At 67.6% G+C, this 20,513-nt stretch carries 20 protein-coding genes; 7 read left to right on the top strand and 13 right to left on the bottom strand.

Going from position 1 to position 20,513, the window contains the following annotated elements; all coding sequences use genetic code 11:
* Nucleotides 1–51: 51 nt before the first annotated feature.
* From AAG816_RS00735 to AAG816_RS00700, 8 genes are all read right to left on the bottom strand, one after another.
* Nucleotides 52–564, bottom strand: coding sequence for an SRPBCC domain-containing protein (locus tag AAG816_RS00735; RefSeq protein WP_341987380.1), 513 nt, complete (start codon nt 562–564; stop codon nt 52–54).
* A 66-nt stretch (nt 565–630) separates the two neighbouring features.
* Nucleotides 631–1,884, bottom strand: coding sequence for an RNA polymerase sigma factor (locus AAG816_RS00730; RefSeq protein WP_341987379.1), 1,254 nt, complete (start codon nt 1,882–1,884; stop codon nt 631–633).
* 22 nt (nt 1,885–1,906) lie between these two features.
* Nucleotides 1,907–2,275 carry a YciI family protein gene (locus AAG816_RS00725; RefSeq protein WP_341987378.1) on the bottom strand — a complete coding sequence of 123 codons (369 nt, stop codon included), beginning with the start codon at nt 2,273–2,275 and terminating at the stop codon, nt 1,907–1,909.
* Nucleotides 2,276–2,357: 82 nt separating this feature from the next.
* Nucleotides 2,358–3,674, bottom strand: a complete 1,317-nt coding sequence (locus tag AAG816_RS00720; protein ID WP_341987377.1) for a four-carbon acid sugar kinase family protein — start codon at nt 3,672–3,674, stop codon at nt 2,358–2,360.
* Complete coding sequence (locus AAG816_RS00715) at nt 3,671–4,954, bottom strand: ribulose-bisphosphate carboxylase large subunit family protein (protein ID WP_341987376.1); 1,284 nt, start codon at nt 4,952–4,954, stop codon at nt 3,671–3,673. The genes AAG816_RS00720 and AAG816_RS00715 overlap by 4 nt, the downstream gene beginning before the upstream one ends.
* Before the next feature lie 8 nt (nt 4,955–4,962).
* The gene (locus AAG816_RS00710; RefSeq protein WP_341987375.1) at nt 4,963–5,502 is read right to left on the bottom strand and encodes a VOC family protein; all 540 of its coding nucleotides are present in this window, start codon (nt 5,500–5,502) and stop codon (nt 4,963–4,965) included.
* A 31-nt stretch (nt 5,503–5,533) separates the two neighbouring features.
* Nucleotides 5,534–7,402, bottom strand: coding sequence for a TRAP transporter large permease subunit (locus AAG816_RS00705; RefSeq protein WP_341987374.1), 1,869 nt, complete (start codon nt 7,400–7,402; stop codon nt 5,534–5,536).
* A gap of 43 nt (nt 7,403–7,445) precedes the next feature.
* The gene (locus tag AAG816_RS00700; RefSeq protein ID WP_341987373.1) at nt 7,446–8,462 is read right to left on the bottom strand and encodes a TRAP transporter substrate-binding protein; all 1,017 of its coding nucleotides are present in this window, start codon (nt 8,460–8,462) and stop codon (nt 7,446–7,448) included.
* A gap of 104 nt (nt 8,463–8,566) precedes the next feature.
* Here AAG816_RS00700 and AAG816_RS00695 point away from each other — a divergent pair, with 104 nt between their 5' ends.
* Complete coding sequence (locus tag AAG816_RS00695) at nt 8,567–9,619, top strand: LacI family DNA-binding transcriptional regulator (RefSeq protein ID WP_341987372.1); 1,053 nt, start codon at nt 8,567–8,569, stop codon at nt 9,617–9,619.
* A gap of 7 nt (nt 9,620–9,626) precedes the next feature.
* Here AAG816_RS00695 and AAG816_RS00690 read toward each other — a convergent pair whose 3' ends face one another.
* The 5 genes from AAG816_RS00690 to AAG816_RS00670 form a co-directional block, all read right to left on the bottom strand.
* A complete protein-coding gene (locus AAG816_RS00690) occupies nt 9,627–10,913 on the bottom strand; it encodes an NAD(P)/FAD-dependent oxidoreductase (RefSeq protein WP_341987370.1) in 1,287 nt (428 codons plus the stop codon).
* A 49-nt stretch (nt 10,914–10,962) separates the two neighbouring features.
* Complete coding sequence (locus tag AAG816_RS00685; RefSeq protein WP_341987556.1) at nt 10,963–11,694, bottom strand: amino acid ABC transporter ATP-binding protein; 732 nt, start codon at nt 11,692–11,694, stop codon at nt 10,963–10,965.
* Between the two features lie 31 nt (nt 11,695–11,725).
* Nucleotides 11,726–12,418 carry an ABC transporter permease subunit gene (locus tag AAG816_RS00680; RefSeq protein WP_341987369.1) on the bottom strand — a complete coding sequence of 231 codons (693 nt, stop codon included), beginning with the start codon at nt 12,416–12,418 and terminating at the stop codon, nt 11,726–11,728.
* A 3-nt stretch (nt 12,419–12,421) separates the two neighbouring features.
* The gene (locus AAG816_RS00675; RefSeq protein WP_341987368.1) at nt 12,422–13,153 is read right to left on the bottom strand and encodes an amino acid ABC transporter permease; all 732 of its coding nucleotides are present in this window, start codon (nt 13,151–13,153) and stop codon (nt 12,422–12,424) included.
* A gap of 75 nt (nt 13,154–13,228) precedes the next feature.
* Nucleotides 13,229–14,110, bottom strand: coding sequence for an amino acid ABC transporter substrate-binding protein (locus AAG816_RS00670; RefSeq protein WP_341987555.1), 882 nt, complete (start codon nt 14,108–14,110; stop codon nt 13,229–13,231).
* Between the two features lie 442 nt (nt 14,111–14,552).
* Here AAG816_RS00670 and AAG816_RS00665 point away from each other — a divergent pair, with 442 nt between their 5' ends.
* The 6 genes from AAG816_RS00665 (at nt 14,553) to AAG816_RS00640 (ending at nt 20,494) form a co-directional block, all read left to right on the top strand.
* Entirely contained in the window at nt 14,553–15,254 is a 702-nt protein-coding gene (locus AAG816_RS00665; protein WP_341987367.1) for a helix-turn-helix domain-containing protein, read from the top strand.
* 1 nt (nt 15,255) lies between these two features.
* On the top strand, nt 15,256–16,491 hold the full coding sequence (locus AAG816_RS00660) for an amidohydrolase family protein (protein WP_341987366.1): 1,236 nt from the start codon (nt 15,256–15,258) through the stop codon (nt 16,489–16,491).
* A 62-nt stretch (nt 16,492–16,553) separates the two neighbouring features.
* Nucleotides 16,554–17,774, top strand: coding sequence for an ABC transporter substrate-binding protein (locus AAG816_RS00655; RefSeq protein ID WP_341987364.1), 1,221 nt, complete (start codon nt 16,554–16,556; stop codon nt 17,772–17,774).
* Nucleotides 17,775–17,982: 208 nt separating this feature from the next.
* Entirely contained in the window at nt 17,983–18,849 is an 867-nt protein-coding gene (locus tag AAG816_RS00650; protein WP_341987363.1) for a branched-chain amino acid ABC transporter permease, read from the top strand.
* Nucleotides 18,849–19,736 carry a branched-chain amino acid ABC transporter permease gene (locus tag AAG816_RS00645; RefSeq protein ID WP_341987362.1) on the top strand — a complete coding sequence of 296 codons (888 nt, stop codon included), beginning with the start codon at nt 18,849–18,851 and terminating at the stop codon, nt 19,734–19,736. The genes AAG816_RS00650 and AAG816_RS00645 overlap by 1 nt, the downstream gene beginning before the upstream one ends.
* Nucleotides 19,733–20,494 (top strand): ABC transporter ATP-binding protein, encoded by a 762-nt coding sequence (locus AAG816_RS00640; RefSeq protein WP_341987361.1) that lies wholly within the window; start codon nt 19,733–19,735, stop codon nt 20,492–20,494. The genes AAG816_RS00645 and AAG816_RS00640 overlap by 4 nt, the downstream gene beginning before the upstream one ends.
* Nucleotides 20,495–20,513: the final 19 nt, after the last annotated feature.

Raw genomic sequence — 20,513 nt, 5'->3', positions numbered from 1 at the left:
CACGCAGGCGGGGGCGCGGCTCGCCCGCCCCGCCCCCGGGACCGACGAAGGCTATTTCCGCGCCAGAAAGCTGGCCAGTTGATCGAAGGTGCCGCCGAAGCCCTGGGTCATGCTGGCGAACCCGGCTTCGAAGGTGGCGATCTCGGCGGCGCTGGCCTCGAAGGGCACTGAGCGCAAGGTCAGCAGCGTCTGGTCCCCCTTCGCCTCGAAGGCGACGGTGCACAGCATCTCCGCCGGCCAGGTGGGTGCCATGGGATGGCGGGAGAGGCCGCCCTGGGGGTCGGAGAAGGCATTGAGCCATTCCAGCCGCTCCGGCGCGTCGACGGCGCGGATCACCCAGCGGCCCCACATCGTGCCGCCTATGGGCATGGCCATGCCATAATGGAACAGACCGCCGGGGCGCAGATCGAGGGTGCAACTCTGCATGGTGAGGCCGACCGGGCCCCACCACTGCTTGAGTTGCTCCAGCAGGGTGAACGCCGCCCACACCGCATCGCGCGGAGCCGGCAGAAGACGGGCGATCTCGAAGGTCTTGGATGATGGGCCTGACGCGGCGCTGGGCATGGGGCTCTCCTGATGGGGCTCGACCCGGCGCAGTGCCGGGCCGGAGGGGACGCGTTGGGTGTTGCTTTACGGTGCGGCTGCCTGTTGTTCCAGCCGGTCCAGATGCATGCGGATATGGGCCGCCTCGGCGGCGGTGCCGGCCAGGGCGATGGCCTGATCAAAGGCGGCGCGGGCGTCATCGGTGCGGCCCAGTTGCAGCAGCAGGCCGCCCTTGACCCCGAAGAAATAGAAATAGCCCGACAGGCGCGGCGCCAACGGCTCCACCAGCGCCAAAGCGGCGGCCGGCCCGGACACCTTCGCCACCGCCACCGCCCGGTTCAGCGTGATGACCGGCGAGGGATTGAGATGCTCCAGGGCGCCGTAAAGCCGCTCGATCTGCACCCAGTCGGTGTCTTGCGGCGTGGCGGCGCGCACATGCAGCGCGGCGATGGCGGACTGGATCTGATAGGCGCCGGGGGCGCGGTGGCGCATGGCCTTGTCGATCAGCGCCAGCCCCTCGGCAATGAGCGTGGTGTCCCACCGGCTGCGGTCCTGATCCTCCAGCAGCACGATGGCGCCACGCGCGTCCAGGCGCGCGGCGGCGCGGGCGTGCTGGAGCAGCATCAAAGCGGTGAGGCCCATCACCTCCGGCTCGGCAGGAAACAGCCGCAGCAGCAGCCGCGCCAGCCGGATCGCCTCCTCGCACAGGCCGGCGCGCAGCGGCACGTCGCCGCCGGTGGCGGAATAGCCTTCGGTGAAAATCAGGTAGAGCATGGCCGCCACCGCCCCCAACCGCTGCGCCCGCTCCACCGGCCCCGGCGGCTCGAACGGCACGCCGGCCCCCGCAATGCGGGCCTTGGCGCGGGTGATGCGCTGCTCCATGGCGCTTTCGCTCACCAGGAAGGCCCGCGCGATCTGCTTCACCGACAGGCCGGAGACGATGCGCAGCGCCAAAGCGATCTGCTGGGTGGCCGGCAGCTCGGGATGGCAGCAGATGAACATCAGCCGCAGCACGTCATCGCGATAATGCGCCCCATCCAGCCGCTCGGCGGCCTGGGTCTCCGCATCGTCCATTTCGGAGAGCACCGCCTCCTCCGGCAGCGGCATCTCCCGCTGGCGGCGGCGGGTACCGTCGATGCCCGCATTGCGCCCCACCATGATCAGCCAGGCGACGGGATCGCGCGGCGGGCCGTTCTCGGGCCAGTGCTTCAGCGCCCGCAGGCAGGCGTCCTGCACCGCCTCCTCGGCAAGGTCCAGATCGCGAAAATAGCGCAGCAGCGCCGCCACCGCCTGCGGCCGCGCGGCGGCCAGCGCCCCGTGGATCCAGGCCATGTCAGTCATGGGGCGCACTCATGGGAGGCGCTCACGGGGTGCCATGGGGGAAGAACAGCGCGATGGGGCGGACCTCATAGGCGCCGCCCGGATTGGCCTTGGCCAGATCCCGGGTGATGTCCAGCACCTCCTCCAGGCTCTGCGCCTCCACCACGTAGAAGCCCAGCAATTGCTCACGGGTTTCCGCGAACGGGCCGTCGATGACCAGCGGCGGATCGCTGTCCTTGCGCAGTGTGGTGGCGGTGGTGGTGGGCATCAGCCGCACCACCGGCCCCAGCCGCCCGGAGGCGGCGATCTTCTCATGGACCACTGCCAGCTTGGCCATGACCGCATCGTCCTCGGCCTTGGTCCAGCCGCAGACCACATCCTCATGGTTGTAGCAAAGGATGGCATATTGCATCAGGGCACGCTCCCGGTTTCCCCAAGGACGCCGGAGTATGCCCTGAGCCGACACGCCCCGCATGGGGACGCGACAGAAATTGTCAGCCGCCGTGGATCAGCCGCTCGAACAGATCGTCCGAGCCCATCTGGCCGCCCTTCAGCATCAGTTCGATCCCGTCCAGCGCCGCATCGTCGCTATGCACCCGGCACAGGGCCACGCCCGGCGACGGCGCGCCCAGGAATGACAGGCCCCACAGATCCAGCCCCTGCACCGCCCGGCTGGAGGTATCGCCCCCGGCAATGCCCAGACGCCCCACCGGCGCGCGCTGCAAGATCCGGGTCAGGAAGGTCGCCGTGGCCGCCGCCACCACGGCGGGCGGCACATCGGCGGCGGCGGCGCCGGCCTGCGGTGCGGTGGAGGCGAGCACCGAGCGGCCGGCCAGCAGGTGCGCGGCGATGGCCTCGGCCTGGGTGTCCCCATAAGCGGGATCGGCGGCGAGGCGGGCGGCATCCACCGGCACCTGCACATAGGACAGGGCCAGATCCCGCTGGCGGCGGGTCACCGGCGACAGGCTGCCGGCCAGCAGAAACACCGGCCCCGGCGCGGGCGCGAGCGGCGCTGCCAGGGCAACGGTTGCGCCCCAGTGCGCACACAGCGCCTGGGCCACGCTGGAGGCGCCGATGGCCAGCAGCGGCTGGCGCTGCGCCGCCTGCCAGATCAGCCGCCCCACGACCGCCAGATCCTCAGGGCGGGAGATGTCGCATAGCACCGCCTCCGGGCCGCCGGCCAGCAGCGCGGCCAGTTGCGCATCCAGCGCCGCCGCATCGTCCCCGTAGGCGGGATAATGCAGGCCGGCGATGGCGCCAAAGCCCTGGAGCGCCAGATGCCGGCGCAAGTCCGCTTCCGCCATGGGCGTCACCGGATGCACGCTCATGGTGGGGTGACGGTCGATGCGATGCACCACCCCGCCGGTGCCGGCGGCGGCAAACAGCGTGCTGAAGGTGCAATAGCGCCCGATGTTCGGCTGGCCGCCGACGATGGGCAGCAGCGCATTGGCAAACGCCCCCGGCACCGCGGCCCGCAGTGCCCGCGCCGCGACGGAGATATTGCCCACATGGGGGGCGCTGTCGAAGGTGGAGCAGCATTTGTAATGCAGCACCCGCACCCCGAGATCGGCGAAGAAGGCGCCCACCGGAGTGAGTTCCGCGGTCATCTCATCCGGCGCCATGGCCCGCGAGGCCCCGGCAATGCCCACCGCATCCAGCGGCCCCGCCCGCTCCAGTTGCGCCGCCGTCGGCAGGCCACGGAACAGCAGCGCCCGCTGCCCGCGCTGGGCCAGCACGGCGAGGGTATCGCTGGCGCCGGTGAAATCGTCGCCATACCAGCCGATCTTGGGCGCGGGCTGCACGACGATCACGCTTTGCCGAAGAAGGCCAGCGCGTGGCGCAGTTCGCTCTGGCTGGCGGCAGCGTCTTCCAGGCTTTCCCCCGCCATCACCGCTTCCCACGCCTGGCGGATGCTGGCGACGCCCGCCGCCGGCCCGTCCGGATGGGCCATGATGCCGCCCCCGGCCATGAACAACAGGTCGCCGTCGCCCGCCGCCGCATAAGTGACCGGCGCGGTTCCGGCCCATTGGCCGGAGGAGAAGGCGGGCATCACCCGGTCGTCCACCTCATCGTTCAGCAAGGCGAGGCAATCGCGGGCGCTCTCCACCACCTCCGCATCCTCCTGGGCGAACTTGCCCTGGAGGCCGTGCACATGCATGTGGTCCACCCCCGCGAGGCGCCAGAGCACCTGATAGGCCTGGAACGAAATGCCCAGCAGCGGCTGGCGCGAGAGCGCGCCAAAGCCGTTGCGATGGCCATGCAGCACCAGATCCGTGGAGCGCCGCAAGGTCTGGATGGCGGAGAAGCCGCACCAGTTGAGACTCGCCATGACGCAAGTGCCGCCCTCCCGCGCCACCAGATCCGCATGGCGGCGCATGGCGTCGGTCTCGTCGGTGATGTTGAAGGCCACCATCACGGTCTTGCCGGTGCGGTCCGCATGGTCGCGCACCCGCCGCATCACCGCCGGCACCCGTTCCGCCAAGGGGGCGTGGACGGGATCGGCGCAGATTTCGTCATCCTTGATGAAATCCAGCCCGGCGGCGCAGAGCTGGCCCACCAGATCGCCGGTCTCCTCCGCCGACAGCCCGACGTTCGGCTTGATGATGGAGCCCACCAGAGGCCCTGCCCCCACGCCGGTCAGGCGGCGGGTGCCGGCCACGCCCTGGCGCGGCAGGTCAAAGCTGCGGCGGTAGGCGCCGGGCAGCGCGAGGCGCTCCAGCCGCATGCCGGTGACTTCGCCCAGATCGAACAGATTGCCGGCCACCGTGGCGGCAAGGTTCGGCAGGTTGACGCCGATATTGCCCAGCGGAAACGACAGGGTGATGCGCGCGCGCCGGTACGGCCCCCCGGTTCCGCGCCGCGCCAGATAGGCATTGGGCAGGCTGGGTTCGCCCACCGATCCCAAGTCCTGCACCGCGACCACCGTGGCCCGCGAGCGGGCGCGCAGATCGTCGGTCTCGCCATGCACCCGGGTGAAGGTGCCGCTGGACTGTTCCCCCGCCATCACCTCCGCCACCTTGGCGGGATCGAGCGGGGTCTCGATCAGATAGGTGGCTTCCAGATGGCGCGGATCAGGATGGGTCGCGTCCATGGCCCGCCTCAGAGGGTGGAGAGATCGGGGAAGGGCCGCACCGGATCGGAGCCGTCCCAGCCTTCCGAAGCCTCGCGGATCAGCTTGAACAACTTGCCCTTGGGACCGGCCACTTCGGACAGCTCGATCACCGTGCCGGGGTGATATTCGGTATCGAAATAGACGAAGCGCCCCTTCTCGCCCACTTCGCCGCTCATCACCGCCTTGAAGCCCTGGGCGGTGAGGCGGGCGAGATCCGCATCATAGTTCTCCGTCCAATAGGCCACGTGCTGGAGGCCGGTATTCCCGGCCTGCAGGAAGTCGCGATACATGGAGGGGGCGTCGTTGCGGGTCTGGATCAGCTCCATCTGCAACGGGCCGGAATTGGCCAGCGCCACCGAGTTGTGCACCTCGTAGCGCTCACCACGATAGGTATAGTTCATAATCGGGACGCGCGGATTGTAATACCAGGGACCGATGCCGAGAGTGCGGCTCCAGTAGTCCATGGCCGCTTCGATGTCCTTGACCACATATCCGGCCTGCCGGATCTCACCGAAAAATCGGCTCATGACGCCACCTCTGTCTTGCGTGTTCTGAAAATCACAGGAAACCGGTGGAGAGCCAGGGGAAGGCGGCCACGATGATGAGCCCCACCAGCAGCGCCGCCACATAGCCCCAGATGTGCCGGAGGCCCTCGTCGGGATTGATCTTGGAAATGGCGCAGGCGCCGTAATAGCCGACCCCGAACGGCGGGGTGAACAGGCCGATGCCCATGGCGAAGATGACCACCATGGCATAGTGCACCTCGTGCACCCCCGCCGCCTTGGCGATGGGGAACAGCAGCGGGCCGAACAATACGATGGCCGGAATGCCCTCCAGGACGCTGCCCAGGATGATGAAGGCGACGATGGAGATGGCGAGGAAGCCATACGACCCGCCGGGAATGGCGGCCATGGCATGGGCCAGGTTCTGCGAGAAACCGGACTGGGTGAGGCCCCAGGCCATGGCGGTGGCGCTGCCGACGATGAAGATGATGGCGCCGGTGAGCGAAGCGGTCTCGACCAGCATGCCCGGCAGGCGGCGCACATCGAACCGGCGATAGACGAAGATGCCCATGATGGCCGCATAGACGATGCCGATGGTGGAGACTTCGGTGGCGGTGGCCACCCCTTCCACCACCGCCGCGCGGATGACGAACGGCAGCGCGATGGCCGGCACTGCCACCACCGCCAGTTTGCCCACCTCTTTCAGCGAGGGCTTGCGGATATGGCTGAGATCCTCGAAGCGATAGCGCGCCCACACCACCGTGCACAGGCACACCCCCAGCACCAGCGCCGGCACCATGCCGCCGGTGAACAGTGCGGCGATGGATACGCCGGTGACCGAGCCGATGGTGATGAGCACGATGGACGGGGGAATGGTCTCGGTCTGGGCGCCGGTGGCGGCCAGCAGGGCCACCAGATCACCCTCCTTGGCGCCGCGGGCCTTCATCTCGGGAAACAGGATCGGGGCGATGGCCGCCATGTCGGCGATCTTGGAGCCGGAAATGCCCGAGACCAGATACATGGCGCCGATCAGCACATAGGACAGCCCGCCCTTCACGTGCCCCAGCAGGCTGGCGAGAAAGGCGATCATGGCTTTCGCCATGCCGGTCATCTCGATCAGCGCGCCGAGGAAGATGAACAGCGGCACCGCAAGCAGGATGAGATGGCTCATGCCCTCATCCAGCCGGCCCACCATCACCAGCAAGGGGGTGCGGGTGGTGAGCGCCAGATAGCCGAAGGTGGCGAGCGCAAAGGCGAAGGCGATGGGCACGCCGGTGAACACGCACACCCCCACCACGCCCACGAAGAAGATGATGAGATTAAGCTGGCCCAAGGGCTTCAGCATCGGCCCGGCGAGATAGAAGGCGACCAGCATCACGGCGGTGAGGGCCACGGCCACCGCCACGGCGCGCACCGAGCCGAACCGCGCCAGCCGGGCGAAGGAGGCCAGCACCATGAGGGCGAGGCCCACCGGAATGGCGGCGGCACGCCAGACATTGCTGATTTCCAGCGCCGGGGTGACGATGAAGCGCTCCTCGCTGGCATAATCCAGCGCCGGATGCAGGATCAGCCCCAGCACCGCCAAGGGCACGATCACCGCCAGGGCCTCCAGCACCGCGCGGGTCTGCGGGCCCACCAGGCCCAGCATGCCGGTCATGCGCATATGCTCGCCCCGGCGCAGGGCCACCACGGCACCCAGCATGGACAGCCACAGGAACAGGATGGAGGCCAGCTCGTCCGACCACACCAAGGGGGCGTGGAAGACGTAGCGGGCCATCACGCCGGCGAACAGCACCACCACTTCCACTGCCACCAGCAGGGCCGCCGCCATCTCGATCAGCCCGAAAAAGGCCCGATCGAGACGCGCGCCGGCGCCGGTGGCGGCCGGTTCGGCGGCCGCCACGCTGGATAAGGTGCCGGACATGGCCACCTCCGTTCGCAAACAATGAGCAGGTGATGAACAGCGATCAGGCGAGCTTGCCCACGGCGCCTTCGAGCAGGCCCCATACCTCGTCGCCGAAGCGGCCCTTCCACTCCACATAGAAGCCGCTGTCGCGCAATTTGGCGCGGAAGCTGTCCGGCGTGGTGGTGTTGAAGGTGAGGCCGTTCTTCTCCAGATCCGCCTGCACGCCCTGGTTCAGCGCCTTGATGTCGGCGCGCTGGGCGAGGCCCGCGTCATTGATGGCGGAAGCGATGATCTTCTGCAGGTTTTCCGGCAGGCTCTTCCACTCGCGACCGTTGGCGATGAACCAGTAACCGTCCCAGATGTGGTTGGTGAGGGAGGCGTATTTCTGCACTTCGTAAAGCTTGGCCACCTGGATGATCGGCAGGGGATTTTCCTGCGCATCGACGATCTTGGTCTGGAGCGCGGAATAGACTTCCGAGAATTGCAGGCTGGCGGGGGCCGAGCCCAGCGCCTTGAACATGGAGACCGACAGCGGGCTCACCGGCACGCGGATCTTCAGGCCGTCCATGTCCTTGGCGGTGGTGATGGGCGCCTTGGACGAGGTCATCTGGCGGAAGCCGTTGTCCCACATCTTCTCGAAGGCATAGAGGCCGACCTTGGAGATGGCGTTGCGCACATTGGCGCCCAGCGCGCCATCCATGGCCTTCCACACCTGGTCGTAATCGGCGAACGCAAAGCCCACCGCATTGATGGCGGCGGAGGGCACCAGAGTGGCGATCACCAGGGCCGAGGGGGTGAAGAAGGTGACGCCGCCGGAGCGCACCTGCGCCAGCATGTCGGTGTCGCCGCCCAACTGGTTGTTGGGGAAAATCTGGATGGTGACCTGGCCCTTGGTCTCGGTCTCGACCCGCTTGGCGAACTCCTGGGCGCGGATGTTGAGCGGATGGGTCATGGGCAGATTGTTGGCATACTTCAGCTCGTATTCCGCGGCGCGGGCGATGCTGGGCATGCCGATGAGGCCGGCGGCGGACGCGGCGCCCATGGACGCAAGCAGGTGACGGCGGGACAAGATCGGCATGGCTTCCTCCCATATATGATGCTTTTTGATGTCTTCTTCTTGGCTCTAGGGAATGTTATGAACCCTGTGTCCGCGCAGTCAATTTGAAAGAATGATGGTTTTTGATGTCTTCCGATGTGCCGCCATCATCCCTGGAGCGCCCCGCTCTCGCCCGACTGCCGGATGTGGCCCGGCGCGCCGGCGTGTCCACCGCCACCGTGGACCGGGTGCTGAACGGGCGCCCGGGCGTGCGCCCGGTGACGGTGCAGCGGGTGCTCAAGGCGGCCACGGAGCTGAACTATGTTCTGGAGAGCGACCTGCCCGCGGCGCTGGCGCCGCTGCGGCTGGTGTTCCTGTTGCCGGCGGGCACCAACCGCTTTCTCGCGCTGCTGGGCCGGCTGATCGCCGCCTCCGGGCCGGATCTGGCGGAGCGCAACATCCAGGCGCGGGTGGAATTCATCAAGAGCTTCAGCCCCGAGCTGCTGGCCCGTGCCCTGACACAGCACGGCAGAAACGCCGACGGCATCGCCTTCATGGCCCTGGAGCATCCCGCCGTACGCGAGGCGGTGAACGCGCTGGCGGACAAGGGCGTGCCCACGGTGACGCTGATCTCGGACCTGGGCGGGGCGCGGCGGGTGGCCTGCGTCGGCCTCGACAACCGCTCGGCCGGTCGCACGGCGGGCTATCTCATCGCCCGCTTCATCGGCGCCCGCAAGGCCAAGGTGGCGATGATCGCCGGCTCATTATCCTATCGCGCCCATGAGGAGCGGGAGATGGGCTTCCTGCATCTGTTCGAGGAGATGTTCCCGCAGATCGAGGTGGTGGGCCTGCGCGAGGGCCAGGACGACGAAGCCCGCAACTATCGCCAGACCCGGCAGTTCCTGGCCCAGCATCCCGATCTTGCGGGCCTCTACAATATCGGCGGCGGCGCGGCGGGCGTGGGCAAGGCGCTGCGGGACATGCGCCGCTCCGACGTGGTGTTCGTGGGCCACGGCCTCACCCCCGACACCCGCGCCCTGCTGCTGGACGGCACCATGGATGCGGTCATCACCCAGAATCCGGAGAGCGCCATCGCCAGTTGCGTCGCCATCTTCTCCAATCTGCGAGCGGGGCGCGAGGCAACGGCAGGGATCGCCCCGCCGCGCATCGACATCGTGCTGCGCGAAAACCTGCCGTAGCCGGGGATCACTCCTCCGGCGGGGAGGTGCGCTCGGGGAGGCTGCGGACATCGCGCTGGGTGATGAGGCGGGCGCTGTGGTGGCCGATGAGGAAGATCCACAACCAGCTCATGGCGACGATCAGGCGGCTGCGGGCGCCGATCAGGAAATAGATGTGCGCCAGGCCCCAGATCCACCAGGCGAGCCAACCCTTCAGCCGCAAGCCGCCATATTCGATCACCGCCACGCTGCGGCCAATGGTGGCGAGATTGCCCATGTGGCGGTAGGCGAACGGCCCCGGCACCGGCTGCCCCGCCAGCCGGGCGCGGATCACCCGCGCCACGTAGGCGCCCTGCTGCTTGGCCGCCGGCGCGATGCCCGGCACCGGCTTGCCGTCGGCCGTCAGCGCCGCGGCGGTGTCGCCGATGACGAAGATCTCCGGTGCGCCCGGCACGCTCATGTCCGGCGCCACCATGACCCGGCCGGCGCGATCCGCCGGGGTGTCGAGCCAGATCGCCGCCGGCGAGGCCTGCACCCCCGCCGCCCAGATCAGCGTGCGGCTCGGCACCACCTGGGTGCCGATGGTCACGCCTTCCGCGTCGCAGGCGGTCACCGCTTCGCCGGTGCGCACCTCGACCCCGAGCCGCTCCAGTTCGCGGGCGGTATAGGTTGACAATTCGGGGCTGAACGCCGCCAGCACCCGGGGGCCGGCCTCGATCAGCAGGATGCGGGCCTGGCGGGTGTCGATGTTGCGGAATTCCGGCACCAGTGCCGTCTTGGCCAGATCGGCGATGATGCCGGCCAGTTCCACGCCGGTGGGGCCGGCGCCGATGATGCAGAAGGTCAGCAAGGCCGCGCGGCGGGCAGGATCCGCCTCCAGTTCCGCTTCCTCGAACGCCATCAGCACCCGGCGGCGGATGGTGGTGGCATCCTCCAGCGTCTTCAGGCCGGGGGCGAACGGCTCCCATTCGTCATGGCCGAAATAGGCATGCCGGGCGCCGGTGGCCAGCACCAGCGTGTCGTAGCCGATGGCCTGTCCACCGGCCAGCATCACCTGCCGCGCGGCGCGCTCCACGCCGGTCACCTCGCCCAGCAGGGTGGTCACGTCCGGGCGGTCGCGGAACACGTGGCGGATGGGCCAGGCGATCTCCGAGGTCGCCAGCAGCGTGGTGGCGACCTGATAGAGCAGCGGCTGGAACAGATGGTGATTGCGCTGGTCGATCAGCGTGATGCGCACCGGCGCGCCGCGCAGGTCCTGAACCAGTTGCAGGCCGCCGAAGCCGCCGCCGACCACCACCACATGATGCTTATCCATGCGCGCGCCCTTGCCCGCCGCCCGTTCGCGGCCGGCGCATCAGACAGGATCAATGCGACAGGATCTTGGACAGAAACGTTTGCGCCCGCTCGCTGCGGGGGCTGCCGAAGAAATCCTCCTTCAGCGCGTCCTCCACGATCTCGCCCGCATCCATGAACACCACCCGGTTGGCCACCTTGCGGGCAAAGCCCATTTCGTGGGTCACCACCATCATGGTCATGCCCTCGGTGGCCAGTTCCACCATCACGTCCAGCACCTCGGTGATCATCTCCGGATCCAGGGCCGAGGTGGGCTCGTCGAACAGCATGCACACCGGGTCCATCACCAGGGCGCGGGCGATGGCGACCCGCTGCTGCTGGCCGCCGGAGAGCTGGCCGGGATATTTCTGCGCCTGCACCTTCAGCCCCACCCGATCCAGCAGCGCCTCGGCTTTCGCCATGGCGGCATCATGGGAGCGGCCCAGCACCTTCTCCTGGCCGAGACACAGATTCTCGATGATGCGCAGATGCGGAAACAGCTCGAAATGCTGGAACACCATGCCCACCCGTGCCCGCAGCTTGGGCAGATTGGTCTTGGGGGAATTGACGGTGATGCCGTCCACCACGATCTCGCCGTTCTGGATGGTCTCCAGCGCATTCACGGTCTTGATGAGCGTGGACTTACCCGAGCCGGACGGCCCGCACACCACGATCACCTCGCCCTTGGCCACTTCCGTGGTGCAATCCTTCAGCACCTGGAACTGCGGGCCATACCATTTGCTGACATTGCGCAGAGAGATCATCGCCATGGGAGGCCTGCCTTGAAGAAACCGCTCATCGCACGATGCTGATGCGGCGCTGGAGCCGCTTCACGCACATGGATGCGGTGAAGGAGATGATGAAATAGACCGCGGCGGCGAACAGGTACATTTCCGTCAGCCGGCCGTCGCGCTGCGCCACCTTGGAGGCGGCGCCGAGAAAATCGGTAATGGAGAGCACATAGACCAGGGACGTATCCTGGAACAGGACGATGGTCTGGGTGAAGATCACCGGCAGCATGTTCCGGAACGCCTGCGGCAGCACCACATAGGTCATCACCTGGCGATAGGTGAGGCCGATGGCATAGCCCGCCCCCACCTGCCCGCGCGGGATCGACTGGATGCCGGCGCGCATGATCTCGGAGAAATAGGCCGCCTCGAACAAGGTGAAGGTGATGATGCAGGAGGACAGCGCCCCCACCTGGATCGGCCGGTCGGTGCCCAGCGCCCACTGCCCGATATAGGGCATGAGGAAGTAGAACAGGAAGATCACCAGAACGAGCGGCAGCGCCCGCATCACGTTCGCATAGCCCGCCGCGATGGCGGGCAGCACCGGCAGGCTGGAGAGCCGCAGCATGGCGATCACCGTGCCCAGCAGCACCCCGCCCACGGTGGCGATGGCGGTGAGGGTCAAGGTGAAGCTCATGCCATCCAGGAACAGATAGGGCAGTGAGCGCCAGATCACGTTGAAGTCGAAATCGCTGAACACCGCTCACCTCGCCGCGTTGAAGCCGGGCACCGCCAGACGTCGCTCCAGGGCGCGCATTCCGATGGTGACCACGGCATTGAGAGCCAGGTAGATGACGGTGGCGGCGGTGAAGGCCTCGAACACGTGGAAGGTGAATTCCTGCATGGAGCGGGCGCTGGCGGTCAGCTCCATCAGGCCGATGGTGAGCGCCACCGAGGTATTCTTGATGGTGTTGAGGAATTCCGAGGTCAATGGCGGCAGCACGATGCGATAGGCCATGGGCAGCAATATGTAGCGATAGGTCTGCGCCGGGGTGAGGCCGATGGCGGTGCCGGCCATGCGCTGGCCCTTGGGCAAGGCCAGGATGCCCGCGCTCACCTGCGTCGCCACCCGCGCCGACATATAGAGGCCGATGGCCACCACCGCCGTATAGAACGGCCCTAAGCGCAATTGCTTGACCCACACGCCCCAATCGTGCGGCAGCAGTTCCGGGATCACGAAGAACCACAGGAACAATTGCACCAGCAACGGGATGTTGCGGAACAGTTCGATATAGGCATCGCCCAGCAGCACCAGACCCTTGTGCGGCAGCGTGCGCAGCACGCCGATGGCGGAGCCGAACACCAGCGCCACCGCCCACGCGCACAGCGAGGTGACGATGGTCCAGCGCAGACCGTTCATCAGCATGTCGAAATAGGTGCCCACCCCTTCGGGGGAGGCCGCCCACAGGACACCCCAGTCCCAATGATAATTCACGCCTCAGTCCCCCGTGCCCCATCCCTCAGCGGTCCATCCGGGGCGGCGGCCCACGCCGCCCCGGATGCAGTCCGATCAATAAGCGGCGGGATCACCGCTGTCGGTGGGGGCGGCGAACGCCTTCTTCAGCGGCGCGCCCAGGGGCACGTTGAGGTTGAGGCTCTTGGGCGGGATCGGGCTCAGGAACCACTTGTTGTAGACGGTGACGATCTCCGGGCTCTTGTAGAGCGCGGCGGTGGCGCCATCGGCGACGGCCTTGAACGGGGCATCCTCGCGGCGCAGCATGATGCCGTAGGGCTCCGGCAGCGAGAACGCATCCTCGGAGATCACATAGGCCTTGGGGTCCTTGGAGCCAGCCACCAGGCTGGCCAGCAGGATGTCGTCCATCACGAACGCCACCGCGCGGTCGGTCTCCACCATCAGGAAGGCTTCCGCATGGTCTTTCGCCGGGACGATGTTGATGTTGAGGCCCTTGGCGGCATTGGCCTCGGTGACCTGCTTGATGTTGGTGGTGCCGGAGGTGGACACCACGGTCTTGCCCGCCAGATCGGCGATGGACTTGATGTTGCTCGCCTTCTTGGAGACGAAGCGGCTAGCGGTGAGGAAGTGGGTGTTGGTGAAGGACACCTGCTTCTGGCGGTCCACATTGTTGGTGGTGGAGCCGCACTCCAGATCCACGGTGCCGTTGGCGATCAACGGGATGCGGGTGGCGGAGGTCACCGGATTATACTTCACCTCCAGCTTGTCCAGCTTGAGGTTGGACTTCACCGCCGCGACGATGGCGGCGCAGATGTCCATGGCGAAGCCCACCGGCTTCTGGGCGTCATCCAGATAGGAGAAGGGCACCGAGGATTCCCGATAGCCGATGGTGATGGTGCCGGTTTCCTTGATCTTCTTCAGGGTGCCGGTGAGCTCCTGGGCGGAGGCCTGCCCTGCGACGAGGGCGCCGGCCATCATCAAAGAGCCGGCCAGCAAAAACCTGCGGATGGTCATGTGTGATCTCCTCTGGTGCATTCTTCTTGTGGAGGTCGTGGTGGGAAGGCCGTGGTGGCATGGCGGACCACGGCGGCGGCACCCGGCCGCCAACCCGTCCCGACCCGGCCGCGGGCCCTGAGGCCAAGACGCAAAGCCAGCCCTGCCGCGGGGCCACGTCGGGCCAGCGGGATCCTCAAGGCCAAGGTTGCGTCATCCATTCGCGGGCGGCGTCCTTCGACACGGGAAAGGCATGGTAGCGCAAACCCGCGCCAATGCCATGCCGTAACTGGAGGCGCCCGTCCGCGGGAACTGGCTGGGATTGAGGCAATGCCCCGTCGCCCCGCACAAATAAACAGACTTGATTGTTTGTAAGTTGCATGGCTTGCTGGGTCATCGACCACCCGCCTACCCCCTGGAGTCCCCGGTGCCGGAGCGACGCAGACGATCCCAGCACGAGCGCACCGCCGAGACCTCGGCGCGGCTGCTGACGGCGACCGTGGATCTGCTGCACGATTCCGGCTTCTCGCGCCTGTCCACGCCGCAGATCGCCGCCCAGGCCGGCGTGTCGCGCGGGGCGCTCACCCATCACTTCGCCACCAAGGAAGCCCTGGTCACCGACGCCATCAACCACATGCTGGAGCGGGTCACCCAAGATCTGCACCGCTTTGCGGAAGACTTCGCCACCCGCGGCGGCACCAGCGACGAGATCGTCGACTACATCTGGCAGATGATGTCCGATCGCCTGTTCTATGTGACCATGGAATACCTGCCTGAAGCCCGGCACAATGACGAGTTCAAGGACAGCCTGATTCCGGTGGTCAAGAACTTCCATGCGGGCCTGGACGCCATCTGGATGGCGCTGGCGGCGCGGCGCGGCGCGGAGCCGACCCACACCCGCACGGTGATGAATGCCACCATGTGCCTGGTGCGCGGCATGATCGCCCAGACCGTTCTGCGCGAGGACCCCGCTTATTACGCCGAATTGCTCGGATTCTGGAAGGCGCAAGTCCGCCAGTTGTTTCCCGACGAGCCGGCGCGCCGGACCGCGCCCGCGCCCGAACCATCCCCTGCCCGCCCCGCGTCCCGACGCGGCCGCGCGGCCGAACGCAGCCCGGAGCCCCATTGACATGACCGCCCTTCTCTTCACCAACGCCCGCATCGTCGATGGCACCGCACCCGAGCGCGGCGCGCCGATGGATGTGCTGGTCGAGGCCGGCCGCATCCGCGAGGTGGCACCCAAGATCACGTCCGCTGCGGCCGAAACCGTGGATCTGGGCGGACGCACGCTGATGCCGGGCCTGATCGACGCCCATGTGCACACCATCGCCTGCCTCGCGGATCTGGGCGCCAATGCCAAGCTGCCAGACAGCCTGGTGACCGTGCGCGCCATGAAGCTGATGGGCGAGATGCTGATGCGCGGCTTCACCACCGTGCGCGACGTGGGCGGCGCCGACCACGGGCTGAAGGTGGCGGCGGCGGAAGGCTTCTTCCCCGCTCCGCGCCTCAATATTTCCGGCAAGGCCCTGAGCCAGACCGGCGGCCATTGCGATTTCCGCGGCCCCTATGATGATCGCGAGACCATCAAGACCGGCTTTGCGCTGGGCGCGCTGGGCCGGGTGTGCGACGGCGTGCCGGAAATGCGCAAGGCGGCCCGCGAGGAGATCAAGGGCGGCGCGCAATTCATCAAGATCATGGCCAATGGCGGCGTCGCCTCGCCCACGGACCCGATCCATTTCCTGGGCTTTGCCCGCGAGGAACTGCTCGCGGTGGTGGAAGAGGCGGAAAATGCCGGCACCTATGTCTCGGCCCATCTCTATACGGACGCCGCCATCCGCCGCGCGGTGGAATGCGGCGTGCATTCGCTGGAGCATTGCAATCTGATCCAGGCGGAGACCGCCAAGTTCGCCGCCGCCCAGGGCGCCATCGCGGTGCCGACGCTCGTGACCTATGACAAGCTCTCCAGCGAGGGCGCGGCCATGGGCTTCCCGGCCAATTCGGTGGCCAAGATCGACAGCGTGCGCCTCGCCGGCATGGAATCCATCGCCATCATGCGCGAGGCCGGCCTGCCCATGGCCTATGGCTCCGACCTGCTGGGCCAGATGCATCGCCACCAGTCGGAAGAATTCGTGCTGCGCGGGCAGGTGATGCCGGCCCATGAGGTGATCGCCGCCGCCACTTTCATCGCCGCCCGCCTGCTGCGCATGGAAGGCCAGATCGGCTGCATTGCCCCCGGCGCCTTTGCCGACCTGGTGGTGGTGGACGGCGACCCGCTCGCCGACCTCGCGCTGCTCACCCACCAGGGCCGGCACATGCCGATCATCCTGCAGGGCGGCGCGTTCGTGAAGCGCACCGCGCTGAACTGACCGTCAAAACGCTGAACCATAAGAAACCAAACATCATCTTCCAGACTGAAGGGACCAAAACCGTGACCCTCTCCCGTCGCCAGACCCTCGCCGGCCTTGCCGGTGCGCTCCTGCTGCCCGCGCTGACCCGCGCCGCCAGCGCCCAGACCGCCGTCTTCCGCATCGGCGCCCTCAATCCCGTCACCGGGGCCGGCGCGCCCTACGGCTCGGGCATGCAGAAGATGATCCTGGCCGCCACCGAGATGGTGAACGCCGCCGGCGGCGCCGCCGGCCGCATGCTGGAGGTCTCTGCCGAGGACAGCCAGACCCAGCCGCAGGCGGCGGTTCTGGCCGCCAAGAAGCTGATCGAAGTCAACAAGGTGCAGGCGATCCTGGGCACCTGGGCCTCGGGCGTGTCTTTGGCCGTGGCCCCGCTGACCAATGATGCCGGCATCCTGTTGATGAACACCTCCGGCGCCCCGGCGCTCTCCGTGCCGCCCGCCAATGCCAAGGGCCTGCTATTCCGCTTCCAGGCCACCAACGACCGCTTCGGCCGCGCGTTCGCCGAACTGGCCACCAAGGAAGGCTTCAAGCGCCCCGCCACCATGGCGTTCAACAACGCCTCCGGCATCGGCAACACCGAGGGCTTCCGCAAGGCGTGGGAGGCCAAGGGCGGCAAGGTGGTGGAAAACATCGTCTATGAGCCCAACCAGCCCAGCTACCGCGCCGAACTGCAGAAGGTGCTGGCGGCCAAGCCCGACGTCATCGTCATGGGCTCCTATCTGGCCGACACCACCATCATCCTGCGCGAATGGTTCCAGACCGGCGACGCCACCAAGTTCATCATCCCCGCCTGGGCCGCCAATCCGGACCTGGTGAAGGCCCTCGGCCCCGAGGTGACGGAGGGCATCTTCTCGGTGGATTCCATCTCCAACGAGGGATCGGCCGCCTACAAGGCGTTCGACGCCGCCTATCAGAAGACCATGGGCCAGCCGGGCGCCAACAATGTCTATGCGGCCATGACCTGGGACATGGTGGTGGTGCTGGCCCTGGCCATGGAAGCCGCCGGCCCCGGCGCCGACGTGGCCGCCATCTCCGCCAAGCTGCGCGAGGTCTCCGGCCCCGGCGGAACCCAGGTGGCCACCTTCGCGGAAGGCAAGGCGGCGCTGAAGTCCGGCAAGATCGACTATCAGGGCGCCTCCTCCATCCTGGACTTCGACCAGTATGGCGACGTGACCCCGGACTTCGCGGTCTCCGTGATCTCCAAGGGCAAGATCGAGCGCAAGTCGGTCATCAAGCTCTGAGCTTTGCCTGACACCCCGACGCCTGCATCTGCGGGCGTCGGGGCCCTCTACCGGCGGCGCCCGCCCGCGCCACCGTCCTCCCCTTTGCCCTCCCCGTCCGGTCCACCGGGCGCGGGAGAAGGATGTTCGCCGTGCCCATCGCCTCGCCGCCGTCTCTCTCCTGCGCGCCGCCTCTCCAGGCCGGCGCCCCCGTGTCCGCGAGGTCCGCATGAGCGGCTTTCTCGAACTGGCCATCAGCGGCCTCATGTCCGGCTTGGTGATCGGGCTGGCGGCGCTGGCGCTGACTTTGGTGTTCGGCGTCGCCCGCTTCGCCAATGCGGCCACCGGCGATTTCATGACCACCGGCGCCTATGCCGCTTTGCTGGGAGTGAGCGCGTCCGGCTCGCTGATCGTCGGCGGTGCCGTGGGCATGATGGTGGGTGCCCTGGTGGGCATCGCCTCTTATGTGCTGGTGTTCCGCACCCTGGAGGGGCGCTCCTCGGTCTCGGCGCTCTTGGCCTCCATCGGCATCGGCTTTGTCATCCGCGCCGTGCTGGGGGTGGTCTATGGCCATGGCCAGCAGGTGTTCCAACTGCCTCTGGTGCGCCCCTGGCGCTTCGGCGACCTGCGCATCCAGCCCAATGATCTGAAGATCGGCATCACCGCGTTGCTGGCGCTGCTGGCGGTGTTCCTGGTGCTGCACGCCACCCCCATCGGCCGGCGCATGCGGGCGGTGGCGGATGATCCCATGCTGGCGCGGGTGTCGGGCATCGCGCCGCGCCAGGTGATGCTGGCGCTATGGGCGCTGGGTGGGGCGGTGGCGGCGCTCGCCGGCGTCTTGCTGGGCATCAAGACCGTGGTGTCGCCGGAAATGGGCTGGGACATGCTGATCCCGGTGTTCGCCGCCGCCATCCTGGGCGGCATCGGCCACCCGGTGGGCGCGGTGCTGGCGGGGGTGATCCTCGGCGTATTGCAGGAACTGGCCACGCCCTATGTGGGCTTCACCTACAAACTCGCATTGGCGTTCGTCATTCTGTTGGTTGTGCTGCTGGTGCGGCCGCGCGGCCTGTTCGGCCGGGTCGAGGGGGTGCGCTGATGGATGCCTATCTGACCGCCATCGCCATCATCACGGCGATCTATGTGCTGCTCGCTCTGGGGCTGAACCTCCAGTACGGCCTCACCGGCCTGATCAATTTCGGCCACGTCGGCTTCTTCTGCATCGGCGCCTATACCACCGCCATCCTGTCCGAACATGGCGTGCCGCTGGTGGTGACCTTCCCGCTGGCGGCGGCCTTCGCCATGGCGGCCGCCTGGCCGCTGGGGCTGGTGAGCATCCGGCTGCGGGAGGACTATTTCGCCATCGTCTCGCTGGGCTTTTCCGAAGTGGTGCGGCTGGTGGCCACCAGTGAGCGCTGGCTCACCAATGGCGTGCAGGGCATCGCCGGCATTCCCAAGCTGTTCGCCGGCTGGCTGACCGGGGCGGCGCAATCGTACGCGGTGCTAGGCCTACTGGTGGTATTCAACATCCTGGCCATCCTCGCCATGCTGCGCATCGTGCGCTCGCCATTCGGCCGCATGATCGAGGCCATCCGCGACAATGAGGAAGCGGTCAAAGCCCTGGGCAAGGATCCGGCGGTGTTCAAGATCCAGGTGCTGGTGCTGGGCGCGGCGCTGGCCGGCCTCGCCGGCGCGGTCTATGCCCATTACATCGGCTACATCTCGCCCGAGCAGTTCCTGCCGCTGATCACCTTCCAGATCTGGATGGCCATCATCATGGGCGGCGTCGGCCGCATCTCCGGCGCCCTGGTGGGCTCGGCGATCCTGATGCTGTTCCTGGAAGGCTCGCGCTTCCTGCGCGACGTGATGCCCTTCATCTCGGAAGTGTCCATGGCCAGCGTGCGCCTCGGCGCCGTGGGCCTGGCGCTGATCTTGTTCACCATGTACCGCCCGCAGGGCCTGATGGGGGATTTCACCCGCAAATGACCCTCTCCATCCAAGGACTGACCAAGGCCTATGGCGGCCTGCGCGTGGTGGACGACGTGCGCTTCGAAGTGCCCGCCGGCGCCCTGGTGGGCGTCATCGGCCCCAATGGCGCCGGCAAATCCACCTTGTTCTCGCTGATCACCGGCTTCCTGGCGGCGGACGCCGGGGATGTGGCTTTCGAGGGCCGCTCGGTGGGGCGGGCGTCGCCCATGGAGCGGGCGCGGGCCGGCATGGTGCGCACCTTCCAGGTGCCGCGCGAATTCACCCATCTCACCGTGCGCGAAAACCTCATGGCCGCCGCCCCCAGCCAATCGGGCGAGCGGCTGATCGACACCTTCTTCCGCCCCGGGCGGGTGAAGGCGGAGGAAGCGGCCATCGCGCTGGAGGTGGCGGAGACCATCGCCTTCCTGCGATTGGAGAAGGTGGCGGAGGTGCCCGCCGGGCGCCTGTCCGGGGGCCAGAAGAAGCTGGTGGAACTGGGGCGCGCTTTGATGACCGGCGCCCGCATGATCCTGCTGGACGAGCCCTTTGCCGGCGTGAACCCGGTGCTGATCGAGGAGCTCTCGGTGCGCATTCAGGAATTGAACGGGCGCGGCATCGGCTTCCTGATCATCGAGCACGATCTGGCGGCGCTCAACAAGCTGGTCTCCACGCTGCATGTGATGGACCGCGGCCAGCTGATCTGCTCCGGCGCACCAGACGCCGTGCTCCGCGACCCGCGGGTGCGCGACGCCTATCTCGGCGGCGCGGCGGCCTGATGCCCCGCATCGCGCCCCG

Source organism: Azorhizobium sp. AG788 (genome assembly GCF_943371865.1).
GTDB lineage: Bacteria > Pseudomonadota > Alphaproteobacteria > Rhizobiales > Xanthobacteraceae > Azorhizobium.
This window is presented reverse-complemented; position numbering and strand designations above follow the sequence as displayed.

Bases quoted from the DNA above. Each gene is read 5' to 3' on its own strand.
- AAG816_RS00715 (WP_341987376.1), bottom strand. From the start codon at position 4,954: ATGGACGCGACCCATCCTGATCCGCGCCATCTGGAAGCCACCTATCTG.
- AAG816_RS00730 (WP_341987379.1), bottom strand. From the start codon at position 1,884: ATGACTGACATGGCCTGGATCCACGGGGCGCTGGCCGCCGCGCGGCCG.
- AAG816_RS00670 (WP_341987555.1), bottom strand. From the start codon at position 14,110: ATGATGGCCGGCGCCCTCGTCGCAGGGCAGGCCTCCGCCCAGGAGCTC.
- AAG816_RS00725 (WP_341987378.1), bottom strand. From the start codon at position 2,275: ATGCAATATGCCATCCTTTGCTACAACCATGAGGATGTGGTCTGCGGC.
- AAG816_RS00705 (WP_341987374.1), bottom strand. From the start codon at position 7,402: ATGTCCGGCACCTTATCCAGCGTGGCGGCCGCCGAACCGGCCGCCACC.
- AAG816_RS00700 (WP_341987373.1), bottom strand. From the start codon at position 8,462: ATGCCGATCTTGTCCCGCCGTCACCTGCTTGCGTCCATGGGCGCCGCG.
- AAG816_RS00695 (WP_341987372.1), top strand. From the start codon at position 8,567: ATGTCTTCCGATGTGCCGCCATCATCCCTGGAGCGCCCCGCTCTCGCC.
- AAG816_RS00645 (WP_341987362.1), top strand. From the start codon at position 18,849: ATGGATGCCTATCTGACCGCCATCGCCATCATCACGGCGATCTATGTG.
- AAG816_RS00710 (WP_341987375.1), bottom strand. From the start codon at position 5,502: ATGAGCCGATTTTTCGGTGAGATCCGGCAGGCCGGATATGTGGTCAAG.
- AAG816_RS00660 (WP_341987366.1), top strand. From the start codon at position 15,256: ATGACCGCCCTTCTCTTCACCAACGCCCGCATCGTCGATGGCACCGCA.
- AAG816_RS00640 (WP_341987361.1), top strand. From the start codon at position 19,733: ATGACCCTCTCCATCCAAGGACTGACCAAGGCCTATGGCGGCCTGCGC.
- AAG816_RS00685 (WP_341987556.1), bottom strand. From the start codon at position 11,694: ATGATCTCTCTGCGCAATGTCAGCAAATGGTATGGCCCGCAGTTCCAG.
- AAG816_RS00650 (WP_341987363.1), top strand. From the start codon at position 17,983: ATGAGCGGCTTTCTCGAACTGGCCATCAGCGGCCTCATGTCCGGCTTG.
- AAG816_RS00690 (WP_341987370.1), bottom strand. From the start codon at position 10,913: ATGGATAAGCATCATGTGGTGGTGGTCGGCGGCGGCTTCGGCGGCCTG.
- AAG816_RS00735 (WP_341987380.1), bottom strand. From the start codon at position 564: ATGCCCAGCGCCGCGTCAGGCCCATCATCCAAGACCTTCGAGATCGCC.